The following is a 19,485-nucleotide window of genomic DNA, read 5'->3' as shown; positions in this document are numbered from 1 at the left end:
CTCAGCTCCCCCGGTAGGTCGAGTAGCCGAACGGGCTGACCAGCAGCGGCACGTGGTAGTGGGCGGCCGTGTCGGCGACGCCGAAGTCGATGACCACGGTTTCGAGGAAGGCCGGGTCGGGCAGGGCCAGGCCCGCCGCGCGGAAATAGGCCCCGACCTCGAACTCCAGACGATAGGCACCGGCCCTGATCGTCTCGCCGGTCAGCAGCGGGGCGTCGCATCGGCCGTCCGCGTTGGTGGTCGCGGCGACCAGCACCTGGCCGTCCCGCAGCAGCCGCAGCGCCACGCCGACGGCCGGACGGCCATGGGTGGTGTCCAGAACGTGCGTGGTCAGACCGGTCATCAGCGCTCCAGCGCCCGCGGAGGGCGGGTGAGCCGGTCAGATTCTCCCTCGAACGGACCGAATGCAACCATCCTCGCCCCTTAAACGGCTACTAACCTTGACGATGGGCGTCTCACGGGCCTGCAATGTCCGTCCCATGAGCGACAGCTATCCCAGAGACCTGATCGGCTACGGCCCCCATCCTCCGCATGCGGACTGGCCGGGCGGCGCGCGCATCGCCGTGCAGATCGTGCTGAACTACGAGGAGGGCGGTGAGAACAGCGTGCTGCACGGCGACGCCGGGGCCGAGACCTTCCTGTCGGACATGATCTTTCCGGGGCCCGTCGAGGGCGACCGCAATATGAGCATGGAGTCGATCTACGAGTACGGCTCCCGCGCCGGGGTCTGGCGGTTGCTGCGGCTGTTCGACCGATACGACGTGCCGCTGACGGTGTTCGGCGTGGCGTCGGCGATGGCGCGCAATCCGGTGGCGGTGGAAGCCTTCCTTCAGGCCGGCCACGAGATCGCCAGCCACGGCTACCGCTGGATCAACTACCAGTCCGTGCCCGAGGCGGTGGAGCGCGAGCACATGGCCCGGGCCATCGAGATCCATACCCGCCTGACCGGCGAGCGTCCGCTGGGCTGGTACACCGGCCGGACCAGCCCCAACACGCGGCGGCTCGTCGCCGAGGAGGGCGGCTTCCTCTACGACGCCGATGACTATTCCGACGACCTGCCGTTCTGGTCGACCCAGACGGCCACCCCTCATCTGATCGTGCCCTACACGCTGGAAGCCAACGACATGCGCTTCTCCGGCACGGGGCTGAACACCGGCGACCAGTTCTTCAGCTACCTGCGCGACGCGTTCGATGTGCTCTACGCCGAGGGCGAGGAGCGGCCGCGCATGCTGTCGATCGGCCTGCACTGCCGACTGGCCGGGCGGCCGGGCAAGCTGGCCGGGCTGGAGCGGTTCCTGAAACACGCGCTGTCGCACCAGGACGTCTGGTTCGCCCGGCGCATCGAGATCGCCCGACACTGGCGAAAGCGGCATCCGCATGTCGGGTAGGGAAGGATTCATCCAGCGCTACGGGGCAATCTACGAGGACAGCCCTTGGGTCGCCGAGGCTGTCTGGCCCGGCGCCGGCGCGCTGCGCTCGGTCCAGGCGATGGCCGGCGCGATGGCAGCCGTCGTCGACTCTGCCTCGCACGAGCAGAAGCTGGCCCTGATCCGCGCCCACCCGCAGCTGGCCAGTCGCGCGCGCATGGCCGACGCCTCGGTGCGCGAGCAGTCCGGCGCCGGTCTCGACCAGTGCACGGCCGAGGAGTTCGCCGACTTCCAGCGGCTCAACGCCGCCTACAACGCCCGTTTCGGCTTTCCCTTCATCGTCGCGGTGAAGGGGATGAGCCGGCGCGATATCCTGGACGCCTTCGAGGCCCGGCTCGGCCATGATCCCGAGACCGAGTTCGCCGAGGCCCTGCGCCAGATCCACCGTATCGCCGCCTTCCGGCTGGCCGAGCTGTTCGAGGACGCGTCTTGAGTAACCCCTTCATCGGCCTGATCGACCTGGCGCAGCCGCGGCTGGGCGGCGAGGTCGTCTACGCCACCGACGACTTCTTCGCCGACAAGGCCCGGCTGATCGACCCGGCCGAGCCGGTGTTCATCCCCGGCAAGTACGACGACAACGGCAAGTGGATGGACGGCTGGGAAAGCCGCCGCAAGCGGATCCCCGGCCACGACTGGGCGATCGTGAAGCTGGGCGCGCCGGGCGAGATCGCCGGCTTCGAGATCGACACCCGCAACTTCACCGGCAACTACCCGCCGAAGGCGTCGATCGAGGGCTGCGTGTCGGACGCGGCGATCCCGGCCGACGACGCCTTCTGGACGACCCTGGTCCCGGTGATGGACCTGAACGGCAACGACCGGCGCTGGGTGAAGGCGCAGGCCGGTGGGGTCTGGACCCACGTGCGGCTGAGCATCTTCCCGGACGGCGGCGTGGCGCGGCTGCGGGTCTACGGGAGGATCCACAAGGACTGGAGCAAGGTCGCGCCGGATACGGTGCTCGACCTGCTGGCCATGGAGAATGGCGGCCGGGGCCTCATCGCCAACGATGAGCATTTCGGCCGGGTCGAGAACCTGACCGCGCCGGGGCGGGGCCGGGACATGGGCGACGGCTGGGAGACCCGCCGCCGGCGCGAACCGGGCCACGACTGGGCGATCCTCGAACTCGGCCATGCCGGGGTGATCGAGGAGATCATCGTCGATACGGCCCACTTCAAGGGCAACTACCCGGACCGCTGTTCGATCCAGGCGACAGGAGAGGTGCCGGGCTTGATGTCGAGCATTGTCGAGGAAGCCCAGTTGTGGCCGGTCCTGCTGCCTGAGACGAAGCTGCAAGCTGACCACATCCACGTCTTCACCGACGCGATCCGGCCGCACGCCCCGATCCGGTTCGTGCGGCTGAACATCTATCCGGATGGCGGGGTCAGCCGCCTTCGGCTGAAGGGGAGGTTGGCCGGGGGCTGACGAACCCCGCTCCGTCATCCTCGGGCTTGTCCCGAGGATCCATGCGCACGGACCCGGATCGTGAGGGCGGCGATGGCGGAGACGCCCGACCCCCACGGTGTTCATGGGTCCTCGGGACAAGCCCGAGGATGACGGGGGGGTGGAAACAGGCAGGCAGGAGAAGGGGACGCGTGCCCTTCGGAACGTGTCCCCGACCGCCTAGTTGACCATCAGGCCCTGGATCTTGCCGTCGGCGTTGATCGACAGGGTCCAGTGCAGGGTCACGCCGTTCTGGAAGGTCACGTCGTAGGCGTAGGGGTCCGCCTGGCTGGTCGCCGTCACGGCGGTCACCGGGCCGAGCGCGGCCAGCTGGGCCGGCGCGGAGGTGTTCTGCTTCACAGCAGCGGCCAGTTCCGGGACCATGGCGTCGTAGTTCGGCGCGCCCGACTGGATGGCGGTGATGGTCGAACGCAGCGTCGCTTCAGCCTCGGTCGGCGTGGCGGCGAGAGCGGGGGCGGCGGCGCCGAGGGCGGCGGCGACGGCGAGGGCGGCGAAGAGTTTCATGGTGAGCTCCTGAAAGGCGCGGGTTCCATAGACCGCCGCGCGCCCGGTGACAGCTTAAAGCTTGGTCATGAAGTCAGGTGGCGACGGCCAGACCGCCCTGCCGGGCTATGAAGGCGATGACCTCGTCGAGGCCCTTGAGCCGTGAGAGGTCCGTCATCACGAACGGGCGGTCGCCGCGCTGGGCTCGCGCATCGGATTCCATGACCGCCAGATCGGCGCCGACGTAGGGGGCCAGGTCGGTCTTGTTGATGATCAGCAGGTCGGAGCGGGTGATCGCGGGGCCGCCCTTGCGGGGGATCTTCTCGCCCTGGCAGACGCTGACGACATAGAGGGTCAGGTCGGCGAGGTCCGGCGAGAAGGTGGCCGCCAGGTTGTCGCCGCCGCTCTCGATGAAGATCACGTCGAGGTCGGGAAAGCGGGCGTTCATGGTCGCGATGGCGGCCAGGTTGATCGAAGCATCCTCGCGGATCGCCGTGTGCGGGCAGCCGCCGGTCTCGACGCCGAGGATCCGGTCCTCCGGCAGGGCCTGCAGCCGGGCGAGGATCAGGGCGTCTTCCCGGGTGTAGATGTCGTTGGTCACCACCGCGACGCTCCAGCGATCGCGCATGGCCTTGCACAGCTTCTCGGTCAGGGTGGTCTTGCCCGAGCCGACCGGACCGCCGATGCCGACACGCAGGGGGCCGTGCTTGCTGTTCATGACGGGATTCCCAGAACGATGAGGACGAGTCCGACGCCCAGCACGAGGCACAGCGGGCCGTAGAAAAGCCGGTCCAGCCGCGCGAACGGCTGTTGCGGCGTGAGACGGCGCCAGGCGTGAAGCCAGGGCGCCACGCCCCGAACAAGGAACACGGCCGCCGCCGCCAACAGTCCGATCCGCGCGAGCGGCGACGCCGTCACCGCGTTCCAGCCGATCATCGCCACGACGATGCAGAGGGCGATGGTCACCGCGAGGCTGGGCAGGACTCCCGGCATGCGGGTTTGACCGCGCAAGCCGATGACGGTCGCCACGCGCTCGGTCTCGGTGGCGCCCGGCCAGGGCAGGCCCAGACCCCATGCCAGGTGCAGGGCGGCGATCAGCAGCAGGATAAGGCAAAGGGCGGCGGCGACCAGGATCACGACAGAAACAACCTCGGCTGAAGGGTCTCGTGCCGCATGGCGGCGATGTCGGACATCAGCGCCGCCGAGCCGAGATCGTCCAAGGTCGAGCGGGCCGCACGGGCAGCCGTCTCGAGCACGACGGCTTCCACGGCGGCGAGGGTGCGAACACCCTCGGTCTGGCCGAGCGGCACAAGCCGAAGTGCGACCGAGACGAGATTGCCGGCGAACGCGTGCAACGTCGCGACCAGCGCATCGGTCAGCGGAATTTCTGCCAGGCCACAGGCCGCGCCGACGGCGACGGGCCACGGCGCTTCGTCGAGCGGGGGGCTGTGGTCCGGCCAGGCGCGGGCGGCTTTCAGGAAAGCACTGCCCTGACCCATCGTCTCGGCGAGTCGCTCGGCCGAAGGCGCGAGCGCCCGCGCCAGATCGGCGACCTCGGCCAGTCGTTCCGCATCGTCCGCGGCCGCGTGGGCCTCGGCGAACAGCACTGCGTCGGTCCAGCCCGAGCCGTCCGTCACCAGCCCGCTGATCCAGTCGACCAGCGTCGCGCCGTCCCGCACCGCGCCGTCGGCGATCGCCTGCTCCAGCCCGTGCGACCAGCCGAACATGCCGACCGGAAACGCCGGCGACAGCCAGGTCAGCAGGCGCAACAGGGCGGCGTTGTCAGTCATGGTGGTGGTGATGACCATGATCGTGGTCATGCCCGTGATCGCCATGATCGTGCGCCTGATGCGCCCCGCCATAAGCCCCGCCTTCAGGATCGAACGGCAGGATGACCCGTCTCACGGTCGCGCCGAGGTGCTCAAGCATGTGGGCGATCACGTGGTCATGGCGGATCAGCAGCTTGTCGCCGCTGATCTGGGTCGCCAGATGCCGGTTGCCCAGATGCCAGGCCAGCTGCAGGAGGTGCTCCGGCCCCTTGCCGGTCACCTCCAGCAACGCCTCCGGCGCTGCCAGCACCTCGATGATGCGGCCATCCTCCAGCGCCAGACCATCGCCGTCGCGCAATTGCACCGCTTCCGGGAGGTCGAGCAGGCATTGCAGGCCGTGATCGCCATTCAGCACGATGCGCCGACGGTGACGGCCGTCCTGGTCGAGCGTGACGTGGTCGGCGGCGGGGCCGGCCCAGGTTCCGGCAGGCAGGATCTCGGTGACTTTGAGCATGGTCAGAACAGGAAATACCGTTGGGCCATCGGCAGGACCTCGGCCGGTTCACAGGTGAGCAGCTCGCCGTCGGCGCGGACCTCGTAGGTCTCCGGATCGACCTCGATGTGCGGCAGGGCGCTGTTGTGGATCATCGAGGCCTTCGAGAGGCCGCCGCGGGTGTTCTCGACCGCCAGCAGTTCCTTGTCGACGCCGATACGGCCGCGCAGGCCGTTGTCGACCGCCGCCTGCGAGACAAACGTCACGGACGAGCGCGCCGTGGCCTTGCCGAAGGCCGCGAACATCGGCCGGTAGTGCACCGGCTGCGGGGTCGGGATCGACGCGTTGGGATCACCCATCGGGGCGGCGGCGATGGTCCCGCCCAGCAAGACCAGCGCCGGCTTCACGCCGAAGAAGGCCGGGTCCCACAGCACCAGGTCGGCCCGCTTGCCGACCTCGACGCTGCCGATGTGGCGGCTGAGACCCTGGGCGATGGCCGGATTGATCGTGTACTTGGCGATGTAGCGCTTGACCCGGTTGTTGTCGGCCGCGCCGTCGCCGGGCAGCGGTCCGCGCTGGCGCTTCATCTTGTCCGCGGTCTGCCAGGTGCGGATCAGCACCTCGCCGACCCGGCCCATGGCCTGGCTGTCGCTGCTGATGATCGAGAAGGCCCCGATGTCGTGCAGGATGTCTTCGGCCGCGATGGTCTCCTTGCGGATGCGGCTTTCGGCGAAGGCGATGTCCTCGGGGATCGACGGATCGAGGTGGTGGCAGACCATCAGCATGTCGAGATGCTCGGCGATGGTGTTGACCGTGTAGGGCCGCGTCGGATTGGTCGAGGACGGGATCACGTTCGACAGGCCGCAGACCTTGATGATGTCCGGCGCATGGCCGCCGCCGGCGCCCTCGGTGTGGAAGGCGTGGATCGTCCGCCCCCGGAAGGCGCCGATGGTGTCCTCGACGAAGCCGGACTCATTGAGCGTGTCGGTGTGGATCATCACCTGCACATCGTAAGCGTCGGCCACCGACAGGCAGCAGTCGATCGCCGCCGGCGTGGTGCCCCAGTCCTCGTGCAGTTTCAGCGCGCAGGCGCCGGCGAGGATCTGCTCCTCCAGCGCGCCGGGCAGGGAGGCGTTGCCTTTGCCGGCGAAGGCGAGGTTCATCGGAAAGCCATCGGCGGCCTGGATCATCCGCTCCAGATGCCAGGGGCCGGGGGTGCAGGTGGTGGCGTTGGTGCCGGTCGCGGGACCGGTTCCGCCGCCCAGCATCGTGGTGACGCCGCTCATCAGCGCCTCCTCGATCTGCTGAGGGCAGATGAAGTGGATGTGTGCGTCCATGCCGCCGGCGGTGAGGATCTTGCCCTCGCCGGCGATGGCTTCTGTGCCCGGGCCGACGATGATGGTCACGCCCGGCTGGGTGTCGGGATTGCCGGCCTTGCCGATGGCGGCGATGCGGCCGTCACGCAGGCCGATGTCGGCCTTCACGATCCCCCAGTGGTCGATGATCAGGACGTTTGTGATGACCGTGTCGACCGCGCCCTGCGCCCGCGTCGCCTGGCTCTGGCCCATGCCGTCGCGGATCACCTTGCCGCCGCCGAACTTCACCTCCTCACCGTAGGTGGTGAAGTCCTTTTCCACCTCGACGAACAGCTCGGTGTCGGCCAGCCGCACCCGGTCGCCGGTGGTCGGGCCGAACATGTCGGCATAGAGGGCGCGGCTGATGCGGGCCATCAGAGGTCTCCCATCACGGCCTGGCGAAAGCCGTAGATCTTGCGGGCGCCGAGCAGCGGCACGAGCGTGACCTCGCGGGTCTGGCCGGGCTCGAAACGCACTGCCGTGCCGGCCGCGATGTCCAGCCTCTGACCCCGGGCCGCTTCACGGTCGAAGGCGAGCGCCGGGTTGGTCTCGAAGAAGTGGTAGTGGCTGCCGACCTGTATCGGGCGGTCACCGGTGTTGGCCACCTCCAGCGTGACCTTCGGCGCGCCCGCGTTGAGCTCGATCTCGCCGGGCGCGGTGATGACCTCGCCGGGGATCATCCGGCCACCGCCAGAAGCAGGCCGCCGATGGCCGTTCCGGCGCCCATCATGCGGATCAGGGCCGGACGTCTGATGGTCCTGACGGCCGCGCCCAGTCCAAGCCCGGACAGGTGGAGAGCGAGAGTCGACAGGGCGAAAGCCAGCGGGAAGGCGACCTGGAGGCCGCCCGCCGGCGCTTCCGACCCATGGGCGTAGCCGTGCGCCAGGCCGAAGGCCGCGATTAGCGCCAAACCCGCTGCAACGGGAACCCGGGCATTGGCCGCCGTGACGACGCCCAGCACCACCACCGACGCCATGATCAACGGCTCGATCAGTGGCGCGCCCGGGACTACGACACCCAGTCCATAGCCCGCGAGCATCGCCGCGACGAACGCGGTGGGCCAGGCCCAGAGCGCATTTCCGCCGCGCTGCGATGCCCACAGGCCGACGGCGATCATCGCCAGCATGTGGTCGAGGCCGCTGAAGGGATGGGCCAGGCCCGATGCGAACGACGCCGCCTCGTGGCCGGGATGGGCCAGCGCCGGCGAGGCGGCCAGCGTGGCCGCGAGGATCAGGGCGGACAGGGACAATTTGCGCATGGCGAACCTCAACGGATCGGGTGGTGAACGGTGACCAGCTTGGTCCCGTCGGGAAAGGTGGCCTCGACCTGGATGTCGTGGATCATCTCGGCGATGCCCTCCATCACCTGGTCGCGGCGAACGACGTGGGCCCCGGCCTCCATCAACTCGGCCACCGAGCGGCCGTCGCGGGCGCCCTCGACCACGAAGTCGGTGATCAGGGCGATGGCCTCGGGATGGTTGAGCTTTACCCCACGCTCCAGCCGCCGGCGGGCGACCACCGCGGCCATGGCGATCAGCAGCTTGTCCTTCTCGCGCGGAGTCAAATTCATCAGAGGGTCCAGACGCTGGGAGCGGGGCGGCCGCCGCTGAGGGCGGCGAGAGCGGGCAGCAGGACGCGGCGCAGGGCCAGGCCGTCCGGCGCGGCGATGCGGCAGACCAGCCTTCCGTCGAAGGCGCTGGCCCCGCCGAGCGGGCCGATCGCAGCGCGCACGGCGTCGAGCGGCCCGGCCGCGTCCGGCGCGACCAGCAGCAGGGTGGCGAAGGCGCCGGCGCCGGCCAGCAGTGGGCCGGAGCGGGTCAGGGCCAGGATGTCGCCGGCCAGACGCAGGTCGTCGGCGAACAGCAGGCGGCCGTCCCGGCGGATCCGCCAGCGGTCATGGAAGTCCGTTCGCGTCACCGTCTCGCCCATCGCCCGGCGGCCGAGCACGACCGACTCGGCCAGCAGCAGGCGGCCGTCGGCGGCGACGTCGGCCTCGATGGTTCGGTGCAGCGCCGAGCGCTCGAACAGGATTGTTTCCTGCGGCAGCCAGTCGAGCCGTGCGCCGGCCCCGACCGTCAATCGCGCGGCGACTCCGGCGTGTCCGTCCTCCGCGCGATAGACCTTCTCGCAGGCCTGGGTGGTCAGGATGGCGGACGCGGCGGCGCCGACGTCGACGTCCCAGCTGAACCGGTCGCCGCCGGTCATGCCGCCGCCGGAATTGATCATCACCGCCTGTAGCGCGTCGTCGCGCACGGTCGGCAGGCGCAGCTTGGCGGAGCCCTCCTGGAACAGTTCGACCAGGCGTGTCCGGCCGTCCTCACGGCGCACGGTCAGCCGGCCACGTCCCGCCGCCCGCTGTGGCGCGGCGGGCGCGGACTTCGGCTGGGCCGGAAACGGAAGGACGGCGGCGAGAGCCATGCGCCGACTGTCCGGGCGCGGCCCGGAAAGCGCAAGCCGCTCTCTGCCCGCTCGACCGTTCGTCGGGCGGCGCCTGTTTTTCGGGCAGCAAGATCGAGTCGACAGACGGTGCCAACCTGTGCAGGTCTGACGGCCGATGACGCAGGACACCGCCCCCACCACCGGCACGCTCGGCACGGCGCTAGCCCACGCCGCGCAACTGCTGACCCAGGACCCCGCGCTGGCCGAGGCGCAGGCGGTCGAGATCCTGCGCGCCGTGCCGGAGCACCCCGAGGCCCTGTTGATTCTGGGCGCGGCTCTGCGGCGTCAGGGGCGGGCCGAAGCGACGCTGTCCGTGCTTGAACCGGTCATTCGCACTCAGCCCAGCTGGCCGCCGGTGCATCAGGAAGCCGGACTGGCGCTGGCGGACCTTGGCCTGGCGCGGCCGGCGGTCGTCGCCCTGAGCCGGGCCGTGGCCCTGGACCCGAAACTCACCGTCGCCTGGGGCGCGCTGGCCGACCAGTTGCTGCTCGCCGGAGACGAGGCCGGCGCCGAGAAGGCCAGGGCCCAGCAGATCCGGGCTTCGACCTCCGACCCCGAGCTGCTCGAGGCGGCCGTCGCCCTGTGCGACAATCGGCTGGCGGTCGCCGAGCGCCTGCTCAAGCCCTACCTGTCGCGCCACCCCACCAACGCGGCCGCGATCCGCATGCTGGGCGAGGTCGCAGCGCGGCTGGGACGCCTGGAGGATGCGGAGACCCTGCTGTCCCGCTGCGTCGAGCTGGCCCCCGGCTTCGCAGAGGCGCGGCACAACCACGCCACCATCCTCTACCGCCTGAACCGGTCCGAGGAGGCGCTCGCCGAGCTGGACTGGCTGCTGGGACGCAATCCCGGCCACCCCGGCTATCGCAATCTGAAAGCGGCGACGCTCGGCCGGGTCGGCGACTACGAGGGCGCGATCGCGCTCTACGACGACCTGCTGAAGGCCTATCCGGACCAGCCGAAGGCCTGGATGAGCTACGGCCACTCGTTGAAGACGGTGGGGCGTCAGGCCGACAGCATCGCCGCCTACCGCCGCGCCATCGCCCTGACGCCGCAGCTGGGCGACGCCTGGTGGAGCCTGGCCAATCTCAAGACCGTGCGCTTCAACGACGACGATATCACCGTCATTGAAGCCCAGCTCGCCAGGACCGATCTGTCGGACGAGGACCGCTTCCATCTGCAGTTCGCGCTCGGCAAGGCGCTGGAGGACAGTGGCCAGTACGAGCGGTCGTTCGGCTTCTATCGCGACGGCGCGGCTCTGCGGCGGGCCGGGATCGAATACGACGCGGAAGAGACCAGCGCCCATGTCGCGCGGTCGAAGGCGACCCTGACCCGGACCTTCTTTGAGGCCAGGGCCGGCTGGGGCTGCGAAGCGCCCGATCCTGTCTTCATCGTCGGGCTTCCGCGATCCGGGTCGACCCTGATCGAGCAGATTCTCTCCAGCCATTCGGCGGTCGAGGGCACCATGGAGCTGCCCGACATCATCTCCATCGCCCGCCGCTTGGGCGGCCGACACAAGAAGGACCGTCCATCGGCCTATCCCGAGGTGCTGGAGACGCTGGACGCCGACGCCTGCCGCGCGCTCGGAGAGGAATACCTTGATCGTACTCGGATCCAGCGGAAGCTCGGCCGGCCCTTCTTCATCGACAAGATGCCGAACAATTTCGCCCACGTCGGGCTGATCCGCCTGATCCTGCCGCGGGCGAAGATCATCGACGCGCGCCGCCACCCGCTGGGCTGCTGCTTTTCAGCCTTCAAGCAGCACTTCGCCCGCGGGCAGACCTTCTCTTACGATCTGACCGAACTCGGCCGGTACTACGCCGACTACATCGACCTCATGGCCCATTGGGACGAGGCCATGCCGGGCGCGGTTCACCGGGTGATCTACGAGCGGTTGATCGCCGATCCGGAGGCCGAAGTCCGGCGCCTGCTGGACTACTGCGGTCTGCCGTTCGAGCCGGGATGCCTGAAGTTCTACGAGAACGATCGCGCCGTCCGGACGGCCAGTTCCGAACAGGTCCGTCGACCCATCTTCACCGACGGCGTCGATCAGTGGCGCGCCTACGAGCCGTGGCTGGGCCCATTGAAGGCTGCGCTGGGGCCGACGTTGCAGTCCTGGGACTCCCCAATCTGAGTGCTCTCCGTGAGGCAATAGCGCCACACAAAGCTGCATCAGGGCGTCCCTCACCGCTTTTCAAACCGGGTCGCTTGACAGTCAGGGGGTCGGCAGCCTGTCTTTGTGGCGAGTCTGTGACGGGGAGGGTTGTCCATGACCATGAAGTTCGGGATGTCGGGGCGCAGGGCGACGGTGCTGACCTCGGTGCTGCTGGCCAGCTCGATGCTGACTGGGATCTCGGCGGCGTTCGCCCAGGACACCACCGTCGGCGAAGTGGTCGTCACGGCCCAGAAGCGCTCGGAAGACCTGCAGGACGTGCCGGTCAGCATCCAGGCGATCGGCAGCGAGAAGCTCGAAGCCCTCGTGATCTCGGACTTCAATGACTATGTGAAGTTCCTGCCCAGCGTGTCTTTCCAGAGCACCGCGCCCGGCTTCTCCAGCGTCTACATGCGCGGCGTCGCCAGCGGCGGCGACGGCAACCACTCCGGCTCGCTGCCCAGCGTCGGCATCTATCTCGACGAGCAGCCGATCACGACGATCCAGGGCGCGCTCGACGTCCACGTCTACGACATGGAGCGGGTCGAGGCCCTCGCGGGGCCGCAGGGCACGCTTTACGGCGCCAGCTCGCAGGCCGGCACGATCCGTCTGATCACCAAGAAGCCCGACCTGAACGATTTCAGCGCGGCGATCGACACCGAGGTCAACAGCGTCGCCGAAGGCGACATGGGCTACGGCGTCGAGGGCTACGTGAACCTGCCGGTGTCGGACAATGCCGCCCTGCGGGTGGTCGGCTGGTACCAGCACGACGCCGGCTATATCGACAACGTCGCCAACACCCGGACCTATCCGACCTGGGGCGGCACGATCAACAACAACGCCTTCGCCGAAGACAACTACAACGACGTCACCACCGTCGGCGGCCGGATGGCGCTGAAGATCGACCTGAACGACACCTGGACCGTCACGCCGACCCTGATGGGCCAACGGGAAGTCGCCGGCGGCAACTTCTCCTACAACCCCGCCCAGGGCGATCTGCAGATCTCGCGCTACCGTCCGGAAAGCTCGAAGGACAAGTGGTACCAGGCCTCGCTGACCGTCGAGGGCAAGATCGGCAACCTCGACCTGGTCTACGCCGGCGCCTACATGCGGCGGGCCGTGGATTCCCAGTCGGACTACTCCGACTACTCGTTCTTCTACGACACCCTGTTCGGCTACGGCGCCTACTGGGTCGACAGCCTCGGAAACCCGGTCGATCCGACCCAGTACATCCAGGCCCAGGACCGCTACACCAAGGAAAGCCACGAACTGCGGCTCTCGACGCCAGGCGACCTGCCCGTGCGCGCCGTCGGCGGCATCTTTTTCCAGACGCAGACCCACGGCATCGAGCAGCGCTACAAGATCGACGGCATCGACCCCGCCATTTCGGTGACCGGCTGGCCGGACACGATCTGGCTGACCGAGCAGTTCCGCACCGACAAGGACCAGGCCATCTTCGGCGAGGTCTCCTGGGACTTCGCGCCGGGCTGGACGGTGAACGCCGGCCTTCGCTACTTCCAGGCGGAGAACGGCCTGAAGGGCTTCTTCGGCTACAGCGGCGGCTACAGCGGCTCCACCGGCGAGTCCCAGTGCTTCCTGCCGACACCGGTCACCGGCCACGGCCCCTGCACCAACCTGATCAAGTCGACCGAGGAAACCGGGACGACCCACAAGCTCAACGTGACCTGGAACGTCAACGACGACGCGATGGTCTACGGCACCTGGTCGACGGGCTACCGGCCCGGCGGCATCAACCGCAAGGGCACGCTGCCGCCCTACATTTCCGACTTCCTGACCAACTACGAGCTGGGCTGGAAGACGATGTGGTTCAACCGCTCGGTGCGCTGGAACGGCGCCTTCTATCTCGAGCGCTGGGAGGACTTCCAGTTCTCGGTGATCGGCTCCAACGGCCTGACCGAGATCCGCAACGCCGCCCAGGCGGAAATTCTCGGCTTTGAATCAGACGTGGTGTGGCGGGCGACCGAAGGGCTGACGTTCACAGGCGGTCTGGCCCTGACCGACGCCAAGCTGAGCGCCAATGACTGCGGCAAGACCGACGCCAGCGGCCACCCGATCACGGTCTGCCCGGTCGGGTCGCCCGGATTCCCGACCGGCCCCGAAGCGCCGGACGGCACGCAGCTGCCGGTCACGCCGAAATTCAAGGCCAACCTGACGGTGCGCTATGAGTGGACCATCGGCGCGCTCGACGCCCACCTTCAGGGCTCGATGGTCACCCAGAGCAGCAGCTGGGCGGATCTTCGGATCCTTCAGCGCGGCATCCTCGGCAAGCAGGACGGCTGGAGCTCGTTCGACGTGACGGCGGGCCTCGAAGGCGACGCCTGGACGGCCGAGTTCTTCGTCCAGAACCTGTCCGACGAGCGGGCCGACCTGACGCGCTACAGCCAGTGCCCGGAAACGGTCTGCGGCGGTGCGGTCTACTCCGTGCCCAACCAGCCCCGGACGATTGGCCTGCGGCTCGGACACAAGTTCTAGCGTCCGGCCTGTCGACTCCCGATCCGTGTCCCCGGCGAAGGCCGGGGTCCGGATCGTGGCGTGCCTCATGGAGGCGTCTATCCGGCCGATAGCCGCCGCAGGATATCCGCGTAGGCGGCCTCTATGAGCGCCGTGAGCGCCGGTTCGTCCAGCGGCACGCCCGGGCGGAGCTTCACATGGCGCATGCGCTTCCCCGAACCTTCGAGCAGGCCGCCGGGGTCGGGCAGGTCGGCGCCATGGAAGAAGCCGACGTTCACGTGCGCCTTGAAGGCGTTGACGTAGCCGAACGGCGCGTCCTCGACACAGGCCACCGGGCAGCCGTCGTTGAGCATTTTGCCGACGTCGGGGCCACAGTCCCGCATGCGCTCGAACCACGGCCGCGCCATCAGCCGCAGGGGATCGGTCATGCCGAGGAACCAGGCCTCGACCCGGGGATCACGTCGAACGGCGCCGGAGAACCGCAGAAACCCATCCATGTGATAATCATGCCGCGCCCGACCGGACGCGTCGAGCCGAGCGCCATGTGAAGGACATCTCCGTGAAGAAGAGCGACCTCATCCAGCCCGACGAGACGCCCGCGTCCGAGCAGATCGACGCCAAGATCGCGGCCCTCGGCGACTGGCGCGGCGCGGCGCTCGCCAATGTTCGGGTCCTGATCCACGAAGCCGACCCGGAAGTGGTCGAGACGATCAAATGGGGCCGGGTGCCGGTGTGGGAGCACGACGGAATCCTGACCACCGGCGAAACCTACAAGGCCGCCGTCAAGCTCACCTTCGCCAAGGGCGCGTCACTGGCCGACCCGACCGATCTGTTCAACGCCAGCCTTGAGGGCAATCTCCGCCGGGCCATTGACATCCACGAGGGCGAAACCCTCGACGCGACCGCGTTCAAGGCGCTGATCCGCGCGGCGGTGGCGCTCAATGTGTCGAAGAAGAACAAGCCGAAGACGACCAGGCCGAAGAGGGGCTGATCTACTTCTTCGCCCGCGCCGCGAAGGCGGCGATGCGGTCGCGCATGTCCGGGCCGACGCCCTCGCCGTGATAAACCTCGTGGGCCAGGCCGGACGCGATCGGCAGGCCGTCCGTGTGCGTGACCAGCCGCTTGTTGGCCGCATGGCTGAACGGCGAGTTCGCGGCGATCTCGGCGACCCAGGCGTCGATGGCAGCCTCGAAGCCGTCGTCAGGCACGCAGGCATTGGCCAGGCCCATGGCCTCGGCCTCGCGGCCGGAATAGGTGCGGCAGGTGAACATCATCTCCCGCGCCTTGTAGGTCCCGACCCTGCGCGGCAGGCGCTGGCTGAGGCCCCAGACCGGGGTGAGGGCCCAGCGGGCGTGGGTGTCGGCGAACTTGGCGCTCTCGGCGGCCAGAATGATGTCGCCCGCCAGAGCCAGTTCCAGCGCGCCGGTGTAGCAGTGGCCGTGGACGGCGCTGATCACCGGCATTGGCAGATTGGCCAGCCGCTCGATGACATGGGACTGGTAGTTGGGCCGGGGCAGCTTCTCGCCGACGGCGATGTCGCCGAGGTCGTGTCCCGCCGAGAAGCACCGGCCCGCGCCGCGAATAACGACCACCGACGCGCTGCCGGGATCGTCTTCCAGCGCCGCGACATGGCCCTCCAGCGCCTCGAACACCGGCACGTTGAGCGAGTTGAGCTTGTCAGGCCGGTTCAGGGTCAGGATCGCGGCGTGACCGCGATCCTCGCGCAGGACCAGATCGCTCATCAGGCGGCGGCCTTCTTCAGGAACACCGTCTGGGTGTTGGTGTATTCGAGCAGGCCTTCGAGTGCGCCCTCGACCCCGAGACCGGACTGCTTCTGACCGCCGAAGGCCGCCAGCGGCGAGAGATGCTGGCTCTCGTTGATCCAGACGGTGCCGGTGGCCAGACGCTCGGCCAGTTCCAGCGCCTTGTCCTCGTCCGAAGACCAGATCGAGCCGCCGAGGCCGTATTCGGTGGCGTTGGCCTTGCCGACCACATCGTCCAGGTCGTCCCACTTCAGTAGCGGCAGGACCGGGCCGAACTGCTCTTCCTGGACGATGCGCGAGTTCTCCGGCGGGTTGTCGATGATCGTCACCGGCACGAAGTAGCCGGGGGCATCCGATTTTTCGCCGCCGATCAGGAACTTGTAGCCGTTGGCCCTGGCGTCCTCGATCAGGTCCAGCACGCGCTGGTACTGCAGCTTGTTCTGGATCGGGCCCATCTGGGTGCCCTGGTCGGCGCCGTCGCCCATCTTCACGGTCTTCGCGTAGGCGACGAGGGCGTCCTTGAGGGGCTCATAGATGTCCTTGTGGACGTACATGCGCTTGGTCGCGATGCAGATCTGGCCGGTATTCCTGAAGGCGGCCCAGAACAGCTGCTCGGCGACCTTCTCGACGTCGACGTCGGGCATGACGATGGCCGCGTCATTCCCGCCCAGTTCCAGCGTGATGCGCTTCAGCGTCGCGGCGGCCGACTGCATGACCTTGCGGCCGGTCTGGGTCGAGCCGGTGAAGCTGACCTTGTCGATGCCCGGATGGCTGGTGATCCAGGGGCCGAGGTCGTCGCCGCCGGTGACAATGTTCAGCACGCCGTCCGGCAGGACGCCACGCAACAGCTCGCCGATGCGCAGGGTGGTCAGCGGCGTGAAGGGCGAAGGCTTGAGGATAACCGTGTTGCCGGCCAGCAGAGCCGGGGCGACCTTGAACATGGCCAGGATGATCGGGAAGTTCCACGGGGCGATGGCGCCGACGACGCCGATCGGGACGTGGCGGGTCTCGCCGCGGCGCTCGCCGCTGTCCTCGACCACCGTGACCGGCAGGTCGAGGCTGGAGGTCGCCTGGCACCAGTAGGCGCCGCCGAGGATGTCGCCCATGGCGTCGGCGTGCGGCTTGCCCTGTTCGGCGGTCAGCAGGCGCTTGAGCTCCTCGACGTTGCCGCCCAGCACCCCGGCGATGGCCAGCAGGGCCTCGCGGCGTTTGGCGATCGGCGTGGCGCGCCAGGCGGGGAAGGCGGCGCGGGCGGCAGCGACCGCCTCATCCAGTTGCTCGCGCGAACAGTCCGGCGCCTGGCCGATGACCTGTTCGTTGGCCGGGTTCAGCACGTCGAACTGGCCGGCGCCGGCGACGCCCTTGCCGCCGATGGTCATGGTGTAGGTGTCGCTGGACATGGCTCGCTCCCTTTTCGTTGGCGGTACAATGACTCCGTGACGCTTGGTCAGCCAAGGGTGTCGCGTGCTTGATCAATTGACATGGTGCATGCAGATAGTTGCGACATTTCGCGGGGAGCTTCGGCGATGACCTTCAAACTCTACGGCACGCCCGGGTCGCTCTACACGGCCAAGGCGCGGTCCTGGCTGATCAAGAATGGCGTGCCGTTCGAGAACCGCGCCGCCGGTGAACCGCGCTTCCGCGAGGAGATCGTGCCGAAGATCGGCCGCTGGATCATTCCGGTGCTGGAAGCGGCCGATGGCGAGCTGCTGCAGGACGGCTCTGCGATCATCGAACGGCTCGAGGCCGACGGTCTGGCGCGCTGGCCGACGTTTCCGACCACACCGCGCCATCGCCTGATCGGCCAGATCTTCGAGCTGTTCGGCGGCGAGGGCCTGCTGCGGCCGGCGATGCACTACCGCTGGAACTTCGACGCCGTGAACCAGCCGTTCGTCGGCCTCGACTTCGCCGCCGGCCTGGCCACGCCGGGCGCCGATCCCTCCGAAGGCGCGGCGGTGTTCCAGTTCGCGGCCCAGCGCATGCGCAAGGCGATGGGCAGTTTCGGCGTGTCGGAGGCGTCGATCCCGCTGGTCGAGGCGTCATACGAGGCGTTCCTCGCCCTGTTCGACGCCCATCTGGCGCATTCGCCCTACCTGCTCGGCGGCCGGCCGACGATCGGCGACTACGGCCTGATCGCGCCGCTCTATGCCCACCTGGGCCGTGACCCGTACCCGGCGGATCTGATGAAGCGAAAGGCGCACCGCGTCTGGCGCTGGGTCGAGCGGATGAACGCCGCCGACCTCGATTCCGGCGAGTACGGCTATCCGGCGCCGGAGCTGTTCGCCGACGATGGCGTGCCCGACACCCTGAAGGCGCTGCTGCGGTTCATCGCACAGGACTACCTGCCCGAGGTCCACGCCTATGTGGACTTCAGCAACGGCTGGCTGGCCGAGCGGCCGGACCTGGAGGCCGGGACCAGCGGCCTGGCGCGGACCAGCGAGCGGGTCATCGGCCGGGCGGCATTCGACTGGCGCGGCGTCGAGATCGCCGTCGGCGTCATGCCCTACCGCCTGTGGCTGCTGCAGAAGGTCCAAGACGCGGCCGACGCCCATGCCGACAACGCTGCATTAAATGCGCTGCTGTGGGAAACGGGTCTCGGCGATCTGGTCACGCTGCGCACGACACGCCGCGTGGAGCGCATCGACCAGCTGGAGGTCTGGGGGCCCGTTCGGTGATCTGATCGGCGAGACCGCGCCCCGCGGCTGGGTCCCGGCCTTCGCCGGGACGCTCGGGCCCCGGAAGGGCGGATTCGGCCCGTCCAACAGTCTCGCGGCCCTCGCGCTTGTCTTCCCATAGGGCGCCCCTCCATCATCGGGGCAACCAAGGGAGAAGACACATGGGTACGAGTCAGGCTGGCAAGACTCTGTTCGTCGCGGGCGGATCGAGCGGCATCAATCTGGGCATCGCCCGCTGCTTCGCCGCCGAAGGGGCCAATGTCGCCCTGATCAGCCGCAGTCCCGAGAAGATCGCCATCGCCGCGGCCGAGATCGGCGAGATCAACGGCGGCCGGGCTATCGGCATCGCCGCCGACGTGCGCGACTACGCGGCTGTCGAGGCCGCGCTGAAAGCCACCCACGACAAGTGGGGCGACATCGACACCGTCATCTCCGGCGCGGCGGGCAACTTCGTCGCTCCGGCGCTGGGAATGTCGGCCAACGGCTTCAAGACGGTCGTCGACATCGACCTGATCGGCACCTTCAACGTGCTGCGGGCCTCGTTCGCGTTCCTGCGCAAGCCGGGCGCCTCGCTGATCTCGATCACGGCCGGCCAGGCCACGCGCGCCTCGATGTTCCAGGCCCATGTCTGCGCCGCCAAGGCCGGCATCAACATGCTGACCCAGTGCCTGGCGCTCGAGTGGGGTCCCGCCGGCGTGCGGGTCAACGCGATCTCGCCCGGCCCCATCGCCGACACCGAGGGCATGGCCCGCCTCGCGACCACACCGGAAGCCGAGGCCCGGGTGAAGGCCCGCGTGCCGCTGCGCCGCTACGGGACCAAGGACGAGATCGGCGACGCCGCCCTGTTCCTGAGTTCCGACGCCGCCCGCTACATCAACGGCGCCATCCTGCCGGTCGACGGCGGCTCGGGCTGCGGCGACGGCGCGGGTGACGCTCTGGGCAACTTCGGCGCCGCGTCCTACGCTTAAGCCAACAAAAATCAGAACCGTCAGGGAGAGCAGGA

At 68.7% G+C, this 19,485-nt stretch carries 22 protein-coding genes; 8 read left to right on the top strand and 14 right to left on the bottom strand.

Going from position 1 to position 19,485, the window contains the following annotated elements; genetic code table 11:
* Position 1: 1 nt before the first annotated feature.
* Entirely contained in the window at positions 2 to 343 is a 342-nt protein-coding gene (gene uraH, locus ACODSL_RS04475) for a hydroxyisourate hydrolase (RefSeq protein ID WP_488899430.1), read from the bottom strand.
* A 136-nt stretch (positions 344 to 479) separates the two neighbouring features.
* Here uraH and puuE point away from each other — a divergent pair, with 136 nt between their 5' ends.
* The 3 genes from puuE to alc are packed head-to-tail and all read left to right on the top strand — an operon-like array spanning position 480 to position 2,846.
* Positions 480 to 1,388: an allantoinase PuuE gene (gene puuE / locus ACODSL_RS04470; RefSeq protein ID WP_488899429.1), complete on the top strand. Its 909-nt coding sequence runs from the start codon at positions 480 to 482 to the stop codon at positions 1,386 to 1,388.
* Entirely contained in the window at positions 1,378 to 1,860 is a 483-nt protein-coding gene (uraD, locus tag ACODSL_RS04465) for a 2-oxo-4-hydroxy-4-carboxy-5-ureidoimidazoline decarboxylase (protein WP_488899428.1), read from the top strand. The genes puuE and uraD overlap by 11 nt, the downstream gene beginning before the upstream one ends.
* Positions 1,857 to 2,846, top strand: a complete 990-nt coding sequence (gene alc, locus ACODSL_RS04460) for an allantoicase (RefSeq protein WP_488899427.1) — start codon at positions 1,857 to 1,859, stop codon at positions 2,844 to 2,846. Before uraD ends, alc begins: the two co-directional genes overlap by 4 nt.
* 198 nt (positions 2,847 to 3,044) lie before the next feature.
* On the opposite strand, the gene ACODSL_RS04455 is transcribed toward alc, so the two are convergent.
* From ACODSL_RS04455 to ACODSL_RS04410, 10 genes are all read right to left on the bottom strand, one after another.
* Positions 3,045 to 3,389, bottom strand: a complete 345-nt coding sequence (locus ACODSL_RS04455) for a hypothetical protein (protein ID WP_488899426.1) — start codon at positions 3,387 to 3,389, stop codon at positions 3,045 to 3,047.
* 73 nt (positions 3,390 to 3,462) lie between these two features.
* Entirely contained in the window at positions 3,463 to 4,086 is a 624-nt protein-coding gene (gene ureG / locus ACODSL_RS04450; protein WP_488899425.1) for an urease accessory protein UreG, read from the bottom strand.
* Entirely contained in the window at positions 4,083 to 4,505 is a 423-nt protein-coding gene (locus tag ACODSL_RS04445) for a DUF3995 domain-containing protein (RefSeq protein ID WP_488899424.1), read from the bottom strand. The genes ureG and ACODSL_RS04445 overlap by 4 nt, the downstream gene beginning before the upstream one ends.
* Positions 4,502 to 5,203: an urease accessory protein UreF gene (locus ACODSL_RS04440; protein ID WP_488899423.1), complete on the bottom strand. Its 702-nt coding sequence runs from the start codon at positions 5,201 to 5,203 to the stop codon at positions 4,502 to 4,504. Before ACODSL_RS04440 ends, ACODSL_RS04445 begins: the two co-directional genes overlap by 4 nt.
* Entirely contained in the window at positions 5,151 to 5,651 is a 501-nt protein-coding gene (locus ACODSL_RS04435; protein WP_488899422.1) for an urease accessory protein UreE, read from the bottom strand. Before ACODSL_RS04435 ends, ACODSL_RS04440 begins: the two co-directional genes overlap by 53 nt.
* Positions 5,652 to 5,653: 2 nt before the next feature.
* The gene (gene ureC, locus ACODSL_RS04430) at positions 5,654 to 7,360 is read right to left on the bottom strand and encodes an urease subunit alpha (RefSeq protein ID WP_488899421.1); all 1,707 of its coding nucleotides are present in this window, start codon (positions 7,358 to 7,360) and stop codon (positions 5,654 to 5,656) included.
* On the bottom strand, positions 7,360 to 7,665 hold the full coding sequence (locus ACODSL_RS04425; protein ID WP_488899420.1) for an urease subunit beta: 306 nt from the start codon (positions 7,663 to 7,665) through the stop codon (positions 7,360 to 7,362). Before ACODSL_RS04425 ends, ureC begins: the two co-directional genes overlap by 1 nt.
* The gene (locus ACODSL_RS04420; RefSeq protein ID WP_488899419.1) at positions 7,662 to 8,243 is read right to left on the bottom strand and encodes a HupE/UreJ family protein; all 582 of its coding nucleotides are present in this window, start codon (positions 8,241 to 8,243) and stop codon (positions 7,662 to 7,664) included. The genes ACODSL_RS04425 and ACODSL_RS04420 overlap by 4 nt, the downstream gene beginning before the upstream one ends.
* 8 nt (positions 8,244 to 8,251) lie before the next feature.
* Positions 8,252 to 8,554 carry an urease subunit gamma gene (locus tag ACODSL_RS04415; RefSeq protein ID WP_488899418.1) on the bottom strand — a complete coding sequence of 101 codons (303 nt, stop codon included), beginning with the start codon at positions 8,552 to 8,554 and terminating at the stop codon, positions 8,252 to 8,254.
* On the bottom strand, positions 8,554 to 9,402 hold the full coding sequence (locus tag ACODSL_RS04410; RefSeq protein WP_488899417.1) for an urease accessory protein UreD: 849 nt from the start codon (positions 9,400 to 9,402) through the stop codon (positions 8,554 to 8,556). The genes ACODSL_RS04415 and ACODSL_RS04410 overlap by 1 nt, the downstream gene beginning before the upstream one ends.
* 136 nt (positions 9,403 to 9,538) lie before the next feature.
* Between ACODSL_RS04410 and ACODSL_RS04405 the strand changes: the two genes are divergently transcribed.
* Complete coding sequence (locus ACODSL_RS04405; RefSeq protein ID WP_488899416.1) at positions 9,539 to 11,554, top strand: tetratricopeptide repeat-containing sulfotransferase family protein; 2,016 nt, start codon at positions 9,539 to 9,541, stop codon at positions 11,552 to 11,554.
* 135 nt (positions 11,555 to 11,689) lie between these two features.
* The gene (locus ACODSL_RS04400) at positions 11,690 to 14,065 is read left to right on the top strand and encodes a TonB-dependent receptor (protein WP_488899415.1); all 2,376 of its coding nucleotides are present in this window, start codon (positions 11,690 to 11,692) and stop codon (positions 14,063 to 14,065) included.
* A gap of 77 nt (positions 14,066 to 14,142) precedes the next feature.
* On the opposite strand, the gene ACODSL_RS04395 is transcribed toward ACODSL_RS04400, so the two are convergent.
* The gene (locus ACODSL_RS04395; RefSeq protein ID WP_488899414.1) at positions 14,143 to 14,541 is read right to left on the bottom strand and encodes a DUF1801 domain-containing protein; all 399 of its coding nucleotides are present in this window, start codon (positions 14,539 to 14,541) and stop codon (positions 14,143 to 14,145) included.
* Positions 14,542 to 14,603: 62 nt separating this feature from the next.
* Between ACODSL_RS04395 and ACODSL_RS04390 the strand changes: the two genes are divergently transcribed.
* Positions 14,604 to 15,035 (top strand): DUF1801 domain-containing protein, encoded by a 432-nt coding sequence (locus ACODSL_RS04390; RefSeq protein WP_488899413.1) that lies wholly within the window; start codon positions 14,604 to 14,606, stop codon positions 15,033 to 15,035.
* 1 nt (position 15,036) lies between these two features.
* Here ACODSL_RS04390 and ACODSL_RS04385 read toward each other — a convergent pair whose 3' ends face one another.
* A complete protein-coding gene (locus ACODSL_RS04385) occupies positions 15,037 to 15,786 on the bottom strand; it encodes an enoyl-CoA hydratase/isomerase family protein (RefSeq protein WP_488899412.1) in 750 nt (249 codons plus the stop codon).
* Complete coding sequence (locus ACODSL_RS04380) at positions 15,786 to 17,207, bottom strand: aldehyde dehydrogenase family protein (protein WP_488899411.1); 1,422 nt, start codon at positions 17,205 to 17,207, stop codon at positions 15,786 to 15,788. Before ACODSL_RS04380 ends, ACODSL_RS04385 begins: the two co-directional genes overlap by 1 nt.
* 126 nt (positions 17,208 to 17,333) lie before the next feature.
* Here ACODSL_RS04380 and ACODSL_RS04375 point away from each other — a divergent pair, with 126 nt between their 5' ends.
* Positions 17,334 to 18,482, top strand: a complete 1,149-nt coding sequence (locus ACODSL_RS04375; RefSeq protein ID WP_488899410.1) for a glutathione S-transferase family protein — start codon at positions 17,334 to 17,336, stop codon at positions 18,480 to 18,482.
* 161 nt (positions 18,483 to 18,643) lie between these two features.
* Positions 18,644 to 19,450 carry an SDR family oxidoreductase gene (locus tag ACODSL_RS04370; RefSeq protein ID WP_488899409.1) on the top strand — a complete coding sequence of 269 codons (807 nt, stop codon included), beginning with the start codon at positions 18,644 to 18,646 and terminating at the stop codon, positions 19,448 to 19,450.
* Positions 19,451 to 19,485: the final 35 nt, after the last annotated feature.

The sequence above is a fragment of the Caulobacter sp. FG121 genome, from assembly GCF_057809815.1.
Note: the sequence above shows the minus strand (reverse complement) of the source record. Positions and strands in the feature narration are given on the sequence as shown.

Coding starts and splice junctions, on each gene's coding strand:
- uraH (WP_488899430.1), bottom strand. CDS start 343: ATGACCGGTCTGACCACGCACGTTCTGGACACCACCCATGGCCGTCCG.
- puuE (WP_488899429.1), top strand. CDS start 480: ATGAGCGACAGCTATCCCAGAGACCTGATCGGCTACGGCCCCCATCCT.
- uraD (WP_488899428.1), top strand. CDS start 1,378: ATGTCGGGTAGGGAAGGATTCATCCAGCGCTACGGGGCAATCTACGAG.
- ACODSL_RS04455 (WP_488899426.1), bottom strand. CDS start 3,389: ATGAAACTCTTCGCCGCCCTCGCCGTCGCCGCCGCCCTCGGCGCCGCC.
- ureG (WP_488899425.1), bottom strand. CDS start 4,086: ATGAACAGCAAGCACGGCCCCCTGCGTGTCGGCATCGGCGGTCCGGTC.
- ACODSL_RS04440 (WP_488899423.1), bottom strand. CDS start 5,203: ATGGCGATCACGGGCATGACCACGATCATGGTCATCACCACCACCATG.
- ACODSL_RS04435 (WP_488899422.1), bottom strand. CDS start 5,651: ATGCTCAAAGTCACCGAGATCCTGCCTGCCGGAACCTGGGCCGGCCCC.
- ureC (WP_488899421.1), bottom strand. CDS start 7,360: ATGGCCCGCATCAGCCGCGCCCTCTATGCCGACATGTTCGGCCCGACC.
- ACODSL_RS04425 (WP_488899420.1), bottom strand. CDS start 7,665: ATGATCCCCGGCGAGGTCATCACCGCGCCCGGCGAGATCGAGCTCAAC.
- ACODSL_RS04420 (WP_488899419.1), bottom strand. CDS start 8,243: ATGCGCAAATTGTCCCTGTCCGCCCTGATCCTCGCGGCCACGCTGGCC.
- ACODSL_RS04415 (WP_488899418.1), bottom strand. CDS start 8,554: ATGAATTTGACTCCGCGCGAGAAGGACAAGCTGCTGATCGCCATGGCC.
- ACODSL_RS04410 (WP_488899417.1), bottom strand. CDS start 9,402: ATGGCTCTCGCCGCCGTCCTTCCGTTTCCGGCCCAGCCGAAGTCCGCG.
- ACODSL_RS04405 (WP_488899416.1), top strand. CDS start 9,539: ATGACGCAGGACACCGCCCCCACCACCGGCACGCTCGGCACGGCGCTA.
- ACODSL_RS04400 (WP_488899415.1), top strand. CDS start 11,690: ATGACCATGAAGTTCGGGATGTCGGGGCGCAGGGCGACGGTGCTGACC.
- ACODSL_RS04395 (WP_488899414.1), bottom strand. CDS start 14,541: ATGGATGGGTTTCTGCGGTTCTCCGGCGCCGTTCGACGTGATCCCCGG.
- ACODSL_RS04385 (WP_488899412.1), bottom strand. CDS start 15,786: ATGAGCGATCTGGTCCTGCGCGAGGATCGCGGTCACGCCGCGATCCTG.
- ACODSL_RS04380 (WP_488899411.1), bottom strand. CDS start 17,207: ATGTCCAGCGACACCTACACCATGACCATCGGCGGCAAGGGCGTCGCC.
- ACODSL_RS04375 (WP_488899410.1), top strand. CDS start 17,334: ATGACCTTCAAACTCTACGGCACGCCCGGGTCGCTCTACACGGCCAAG.
- ACODSL_RS04370 (WP_488899409.1), top strand. CDS start 18,644: ATGGGTACGAGTCAGGCTGGCAAGACTCTGTTCGTCGCGGGCGGATCG.